This is a genomic window from Longispora urticae, from assembly GCF_053902585.1.
This window is the reverse complement of sequence record NZ_JAQZSH010000057.1, coordinates 1-6,551: the sequence shown is the minus strand read 5'-3', so window position 1 is coordinate 6,551 and position 6,551 is coordinate 1. Positions and strand designations below refer to the sequence as shown.

General features: G+C 76.2%; 7 protein-coding genes. 2 read left to right on the top strand and 5 right to left on the bottom strand.

Going from position 1 to position 6,551, the window contains the following annotated elements; all coding sequences use genetic code 11:
* Positions 1-370 precede the first annotated feature (370 nt).
* The gene (locus PT931_RS35315) at positions 371-1,528 is read right to left on the bottom strand and encodes a phytoene desaturase family protein (RefSeq protein ID WP_456250071.1); all 1,158 of its coding nucleotides are present in this window, start codon (positions 1,526-1,528) and stop codon (positions 371-373) included.
* A 128-nt stretch (positions 1,529-1,656) separates the two neighbouring features.
* On the opposite strand from PT931_RS35315, the gene PT931_RS35310 reads away from it, so the two are divergent.
* Positions 1,657-2,793 carry a sensor histidine kinase gene (locus PT931_RS35310; protein WP_456250070.1) on the top strand — a complete coding sequence of 379 codons (1,137 nt, stop codon included), beginning with the start codon at positions 1,657-1,659 and terminating at the stop codon, positions 2,791-2,793.
* A complete protein-coding gene (locus PT931_RS35305) occupies positions 2,790-3,434 on the top strand; it encodes a response regulator (protein WP_456250069.1) in 645 nt (214 codons plus the stop codon). The genes PT931_RS35310 and PT931_RS35305 overlap by 4 nt, the downstream gene beginning before the upstream one ends.
* Positions 3,435-3,510: 76 nt before the next feature.
* Here PT931_RS35305 and PT931_RS35300 read toward each other — a convergent pair whose 3' ends face one another.
* The 4 genes from PT931_RS35300 to PT931_RS35285 form a co-directional block, all read right to left on the bottom strand.
* The gene (locus tag PT931_RS35300; protein ID WP_456250068.1) at positions 3,511-4,665 is read right to left on the bottom strand and encodes a low temperature requirement protein A; all 1,155 of its coding nucleotides are present in this window, start codon (positions 4,663-4,665) and stop codon (positions 3,511-3,513) included.
* A 39-nt stretch (positions 4,666-4,704) separates the two neighbouring features.
* Positions 4,705-5,280, bottom strand: a complete 576-nt coding sequence (locus PT931_RS35295; protein WP_456250067.1) for an SDR family NAD(P)-dependent oxidoreductase — start codon at positions 5,278-5,280, stop codon at positions 4,705-4,707.
* Positions 5,281-5,498: 218 nt separating this feature from the next.
* Positions 5,499-5,984, bottom strand: coding sequence for a DUF6158 family protein (locus PT931_RS35290; protein WP_456250066.1), 486 nt, complete (start codon positions 5,982-5,984; stop codon positions 5,499-5,501).
* A gap of 120 nt (positions 5,985-6,104) precedes the next feature.
* Entirely contained in the window at positions 6,105-6,485 is a 381-nt protein-coding gene (locus PT931_RS35285; RefSeq protein WP_456250065.1) for a TraR/DksA family transcriptional regulator, read from the bottom strand.
* Between the last annotated feature and the right edge of the window lie 66 nt (positions 6,486-6,551).

The following is a 6,551-nucleotide window of genomic DNA, read 5'->3' as shown; positions in this document are numbered from 1 at the left end:
TCGTGCCGGGCACGGCGGCCGGCCAGGCCGTCTCCAGGGGCACCGGCGGGCCGGTGGTCTGCGGGGCGGAGGCGGCCGGCGGGGTCAGCGGCGGCGGGGCCGGCAGCGCGAACAGCGTGCCGACGGCCGCCACCGCCACGCCGGTGGCCACCCGGAGTCGTAGGTCCATCAGTGCGGAGCGTAGAGGCGCGGCAGGGGCCCGGCATACCGCGAAAACCCTATAAAACCTGGCGTTAGATGCCTCGAAAGTGGACGAACCTACGGAATATCGTCGGCCTTCCCCCGTTTCCGTGTGCCGGAAACACCGACGTGGCGGCCCCTCGGCCGGACACCACCCGCCCTCCGTCGCGGGGAAGGCGGGTGGGCGGGGTCAGCGGCGGACCCGGGGCCGGGGGATCCGGCCCAGGGGGTCGGTCGTGCGGGGGAGCGAACCGTAGACCCGGCCGGCGTGCGCCTCGGCGGGGGTCAGGTCCAGCACCCGGTCGCCGCGCCGCGCCCCGGAGCTCATCCGGTACAGGCCGGGGGCCTCGGGGACGATCCGGCGCGCGGCCGGCAGCCCCGCGACCGGGCCCGTGGGCGTCGAGGACCCGGCACCGACGGGCACGGGGGTCCCGGCACCCGGGCGGCGGCGCGGCGGCGCGACCGCCTTCTCCGCGTAGTCGAGCAGGGCGCGCCCCACCAGGTCCGCGCTGGCGGCCGTGGCGACCGTCCGGTAGCCGGCGGCGGGCACCGGGGCCGTCCGGGCCGGACCGTCGCCGACGAGGTCCTCCCAGGCCCGGCCGTCGTCCGGGTCGGACACCACGACCGGCGCGCGCAGCACGTCCCCGGCGACGGTGCGCACCCCGGTGACCTTGCCGGCCTCGACCGTGACCCCGACGACGGGGGTCCGGGTCCGCACCTCGCCCCCGTACGCCTCGATGGCCTCCACCAGCGTCGACGTCAGGACCTGTCCGCTGTCGCCGAGCAGTTCGTCGCCGAGCATCGCCGCGTGCGACACGGCCGGCACCTGCTCCGGGGCGAGCCCGTGGTCCCCGTTCCGCGTCCCGAGCACGGTCCGGGCCCGCGCGGACAGCCCGCAGTCGCCCATCACCTGGTCGAGGGTCCGCCGCGCGCACGTGACGAACAGGGTGCTGGGCGCGGCCGGGCCGTCGGGGTCCATGCCCCGGATCTCGGCGTGCAGCGCGGAGCACATGTCCACGTACCGGCAGACCTGCGCGGCCTCGTCGGGGAGCGTGGCGACCATCCGGGCCCGGTACCCGTCCCAGCCCCCGGTTTTCCGCGCCGGGATCCCGGGCAGCGCGTCGAGCCCGTCGGGCTCCCAGAACCGGAACCGGTCGTCGAGCCCGAGGCCCTGGTAGACCGGGGGCACCGCCGCGGCCTCGTCCCCACCCACGGTGGCCTGGCGCTCCACCACGAGGACCCGGAGGCCCCCGGCGACGGCCAGGTACGCCGCGCACGTCAGTCCGCTGTGACCCGCGCCGACCACGACGGCGTCCCAGCCGTCGGTTCCGAACTTCGCGTTTGTCATACCCCGCAGCTTGGCCCGTCCGGGCAAGCCCGGCGTCGGGCAGCGGGCCGCGTCGGGCGGCCGACCGGAGGAGGGACCCTCCTCCCACGGCAGGAGCCGCAGACACAGTAGACAGCTAATCTCTAGCCATGGGCCTGCTCGGTGACCGCTTCGGCTGGATACGACTCGCGGCGTTTCCCGCCGTGGTCAGTGACGTCCTCGCCCTGCGCGGGGACGGGCCGACCCCGGCCGACTGGCTGTTCGCCCTGCTCGCGGCACTGTTCAGCCTCGCGGCCGGGTTCGCGCCGCTGGCGGTGACGATCGGCCAGGCGATCCTGCTGATCGGCACGGACCTCTACGGGCACGCCACCGCCGTGTCGGTCATCCTGATGGCCGCGTGCGCCCTGCTGGAACTGATCGTCCGCCGCCGGGGCTGGCCGGTCGCGGTCGGGTGCGCCGCGATGAGCGTGCCGTTCGTGGTCCAGATGCTCCGGTTCCACGCGGTCCTGCCCCCGGTGTACCACTGGGCGTGGGTCGTCGGCCCCCCGATGCTCGCCGGCGTCTACGTCCGGTCCCTGCGGGAGAACACCCGCCGGTCCCGCGAACGGATGCTCGAAGGCGAACAGCGCCGTGAGCTGGGCATGCTCAACGCCCGGCTCGGCGAGCGCACCGCCATCGCCCGCGAACTGCACGACGTCGTCGCCCACCACGTGGCCTCGATCGTGCTCCGGGTCGCGGTGGCCCGGCACGTGCTCCCGGAGACCGATCCCCGGGTCTCCCAGGTCCTCGACGACGTGCACGCCGCCGCGACCACGGCGCTGACCGACATGCGGCAGCTCGTCGGCGTGCTGCGCGACCCGTCGGCCGTCAACGTCGAGCTGGGTTCGCTGCTCGTCGACCCGGCGGAGTTGCCCCAGGTGCTCCGCGAGGTCGTGGAGCGCGCCGCGAACAGCGGCCTGCGGGTCGAGGCGGCGATCGACCCGGCGCTGGCCGGGATGGACGCCGTCCGGGGCCTGGTGGTGCTGCGGCTCGTGCAGGAGGGCCTGACCAACGTGTTCAAGCACGGCGGCCCCGCCGGCCGGGCCCGGCTCACGGTCGCGATGTCGGCCGACGGCACCGCCCGGGTCGAGGTGCACAACGAGGGCCTCCCGCTGCGGTCCTCCCCGCCCGGCCACGGCCTCGTCGGCCTGTCCGAGCGGGTCACCCTGATCGGCGGGCAGCTCCAGGCCGGCCCGGCCCGCGACGGCTGGCTGCTGTCGGCGATGCTGCCGGCCGGTGCCGCGTGATCCGGGTGCTGCTCGTCGACGACCAGCAGCTGGTCCGGGCGGGCCTGCGGATGCTGTGCGAGTCCGCCGGGGACATCACGGTGGTCGGCGAGGTCGGCAACGGCCTCGAAGCCGTCCGGCACGCCGAGCGGTTGCACCCGGACGTGATCCTGATGGACCTGCGGATGCCGGTGATGGACGGTACGACCGCCACCGAACGGATCCTGCGCGCCCGCCCCACGATCCGGATCGTGGTGCTGACGACGTTCGACGACGACGAGCACCTGTACCCGGCGCTGCTGGCCGGGGCCTGCGGGTTCCTGGTCAAGGACACCGCCCCGGCGAACCTGCTGGACGCGGTCCGGCGCGCGGCGGCCGGCGAGAGCGCGTTCAGCCCCGGGGTGCTGGGCCGGCTGGTGGACCGGGCGGTGACCGCCCGGTCGGACACGGCGCCGAGCGCGGACCTGTCGGGCATCACCGAACGGGAGCGCGAGGTTCTGGCCCTGGTCGGGGAGGGGCTGTCCAACGGGGAGATCGCCGAGCGGCTGTCGTTGGGCGTGACCACGGTGAAGACGCACGTGGCGAACCTGATGACCAAGACCGACACCTCCAACCGGGTACGCCTGGCGGTGCTCGCCGCCCGCAACGGCCTGGCCACCTGACCACCGCGGGCGACGGTTCCGGGCCCGGACCGCCCCCCGGCGCGCGTCCACCATGGTCGCGCGCCGGCCGGGCCGGTCAGGTCGTCGCCGGTCGGGCCTGGTGCGCCTCCAGGGTCGCGACGCCCGCGCACACCACGCCCCAGCCGGCGGCCGCCCACAGGAACGCCGCCGTGGGCACGTGCCCGCCCAGCCAGCCGAGCTGCACCGTGGCCGCCGCGAGGGCGATCCGCGCGATCCGGCCCAGGGGACCGGCGCCCATGCCGAACGCCCGGGTGACGGCCAGGTAGCCGGACATGCCGCCGGACACCAGCCAGTACGCGCCGGTCGGGGGGTGCCCGGCCAGCAGCAGGCGCACGCCGGCCGCGACGGTGATCACCGCGAACGCCGGGAACATGTGTCCGCTGACGAACACCACCCGGGCGACCAGCTGCGAGCCGCCGGACACCTCCAGCATCCGGCGGTTCATGTCGGCGGCCGCGTCGAAGTACTGCCACCACATCGCGCCGGCCAGCACGATCGCCGCGGTCAGGGGCAGCCACGGCAGGTGGCCGTGCCCGCCGTCGATCGCGCCGAGCCCGGCGGACGCGACCACCTCGCCGAGCAGGATGATCACGAACAGGCCGAACCGCTCGGAGAAGTGGTGCGCGTCGATCGCCTGGCCGGGCGCGGTCGGTCGCAGGGCGCCGAGGTCGAGGTCCTCGCGCCGGGTCCGGTGCCGCTCCGGTGGCCGGTCGGTGTACGAGAACCGCGCCTCGACGCTGATCATGACCCCGCACAGGACGTACGACCACGGCGAGGGCAGGAACGCGGCGGTCGCGAACCCGGCGGCCGACACCAGGTAGCCCACGGCCGGGCGCGCGGCGGGCCGGCCCGCGATCACGGCGTGCGCGACGCCGAGCACCAGGCGGGCCCCGGCGAGGCTGAGCACGAACGCCGCGGGGTGGCCCTCGGCGGCCACGTGGAAGGACACGGCGGCCAGCCCGCACGGCACCGTACCGGCCAGGATCACCAGCCGGCTGGACAGCGCCGTCTCCGCCCCGTGCCGGTTGTACAGCAGCGCGAAGCCGGTCCACGTCCACCACAGGAACACGAACAGCCCGAACGCGCCCCACAGGTCGCCCCAGTCCGGCTCCGCGCCGATCGCGTGCGCCACCTGGGCGACGGCCAGGACGAAGATCAGGTCGAAGTACAGCTCGACCCAGGAGACCCGCTTGCTCTCACCCGTACCCACGAAGTGATCTTGCCATGGGTCTCCCGCCCCGGCGCGCGGCTACACGCTCGGGCTGAGGAACGCGCCGCCGGCCGCGTCGAGCAGGTGGCCGGTCACCCAGCCGGACTCGGCCGACGCCAGGAACCCGACGATGTTCGCCACGCCGGTCCGTCCGACCCGGGGCGCGTGGCCCGGGGCGACGGTGTTCAGCGTGATGCCGCGCGCGCCGAGCACGTCGGCCAGGTCCGGCACCGCGAGCCGGTCGGCGGAGACGTCGATGACCCGGCCGCCGTCCCGGAGCAGGGGCACGGCCCGCTGGATGATCCGGTACGCCGCCCGCGCGCCGCCCCCGGCCGCCGCGTTCACCAGGATGTCCAGCCGCGCCTCCCCGGTGCGCGCCCGCAGCCCGGCCTCCAGCGGGGCGAACAGCGCCTCCACCCCGCCGGGCGCGTCGACCGCGAACGCCGACCCGCCGGACTCCGCGACCAGCGCGACCGTCTCCAGCGCCGCCGCCGCGTCCCCGCCGTGGTGCACCGCGACCAGCGCGCCGTCGGACGCCAACCGCCGCGCGACGGCCCGGCCCACGCCCCGCCCACCACCGGTGACCAGGGCCGTGCGGCCCACCAGTTCCCTCATGCAGTCTCCTCGTCCGTGCGCGGCCCAGGGCGCCGCCGGGGCTGGCCGTCACCGGAAGGCCGTGCGAGCACGGTACGTGCCGCCGCTTGCCGTTTTCTTGCAACGCTCTACTCGCCCGCCGGGCCGGACCCGCACGGGACACCGGCCCGGGTCGCCCGGCCTCCGGTCTCACGCCGTCCGCCGGCCCCCGGTCCGTCGGGCCGGGCCGTCCGCCGGGTTCAGGGGCGGCGGGTGATGTGGACGGCCTGCTCCTCGTTGGGGCGGCCGTCGTTCGGCGGCTCCCAGGCCGTCTCCGGCTCCTCCCGGGCCAGCCGCCGGTCCAGGGACTCGCCGCGCCGGGACTCGCGCACCGTGGTGCCGTACTCGTCCAGGCCGATCGGGGAGTCGCCCGCCACGGCGGGGCGCCCGGGTTCGTCGGGTACCGGCCGGGGATCGTCGTCGTCGGCGTACTCGGGGATGCCCGCGCTCGCCGGGGACGCGCCCGGATCCTGGCCGGGGACCCCCGCCCGGTACAGGCCGCGCCGCCGGGCCTCGTCGGCCAGCTCCGCCGTGCGCCGCTGGTGGGTGGCCACGGCCGCGTCCGGGCGGTTGCCGAGGGCGTCGTGCCGGGTCCGGTCGAGGCTCGCGAGCTCCCGCTCCACCGCGTCGTCGGGAAGGGACGCGGCGGGTACGCCCTGGGCCGGGTCCTCGAGATGGTCTGCCATGTCCTGCGACTACCCCCGCGCGCCCGGGGTCAAACGCGCACGGCACGCCGCCGCCCGCCGGTCGGCACGGGGTCGGCCGGGCGCCGGACCTGCCCCGGCGGTTCCGGGGCGCGCGCGGGGTCAGTGCCGGGCGTCCGCCGCGCTCGCGCAGGTCACGCAGTGCGTGGCGGCGGGGAAGGCCAGCAGCCGGTCGGGCGGGATCGGCGCGCCGCAGCGTTCGCACAGCCCGTACCCGCCCGCGTCGAGCCGGTCGAGGGCCTCGTTGACCTGCGCCATCCGCTGCCGGGCGGTGTCCACCAGCGCCAGGTCCTGCTCACGCTCCTGGGCCTTGAGGCCCCGGTCGCCCTCGTCGTCGCCGGACACGTCGGCCAGCCGGTGCCGTTGCCGTTCCGCCGCCTCGCGCACGGCGGTGCGGTACGCCGCCGACAGCTCGCCGTGCCGGGCCAGCAGTCCAGCCCTCAGCTCGGCGGTTCTGGTGTTCCGCAGCTTCGTCCGGTCCATCCTCGTCTCCCCCTGTCCGGTTCGCTGCCACATACCCGTCGACCGCCGGCCCAAACGGCCGGCGGT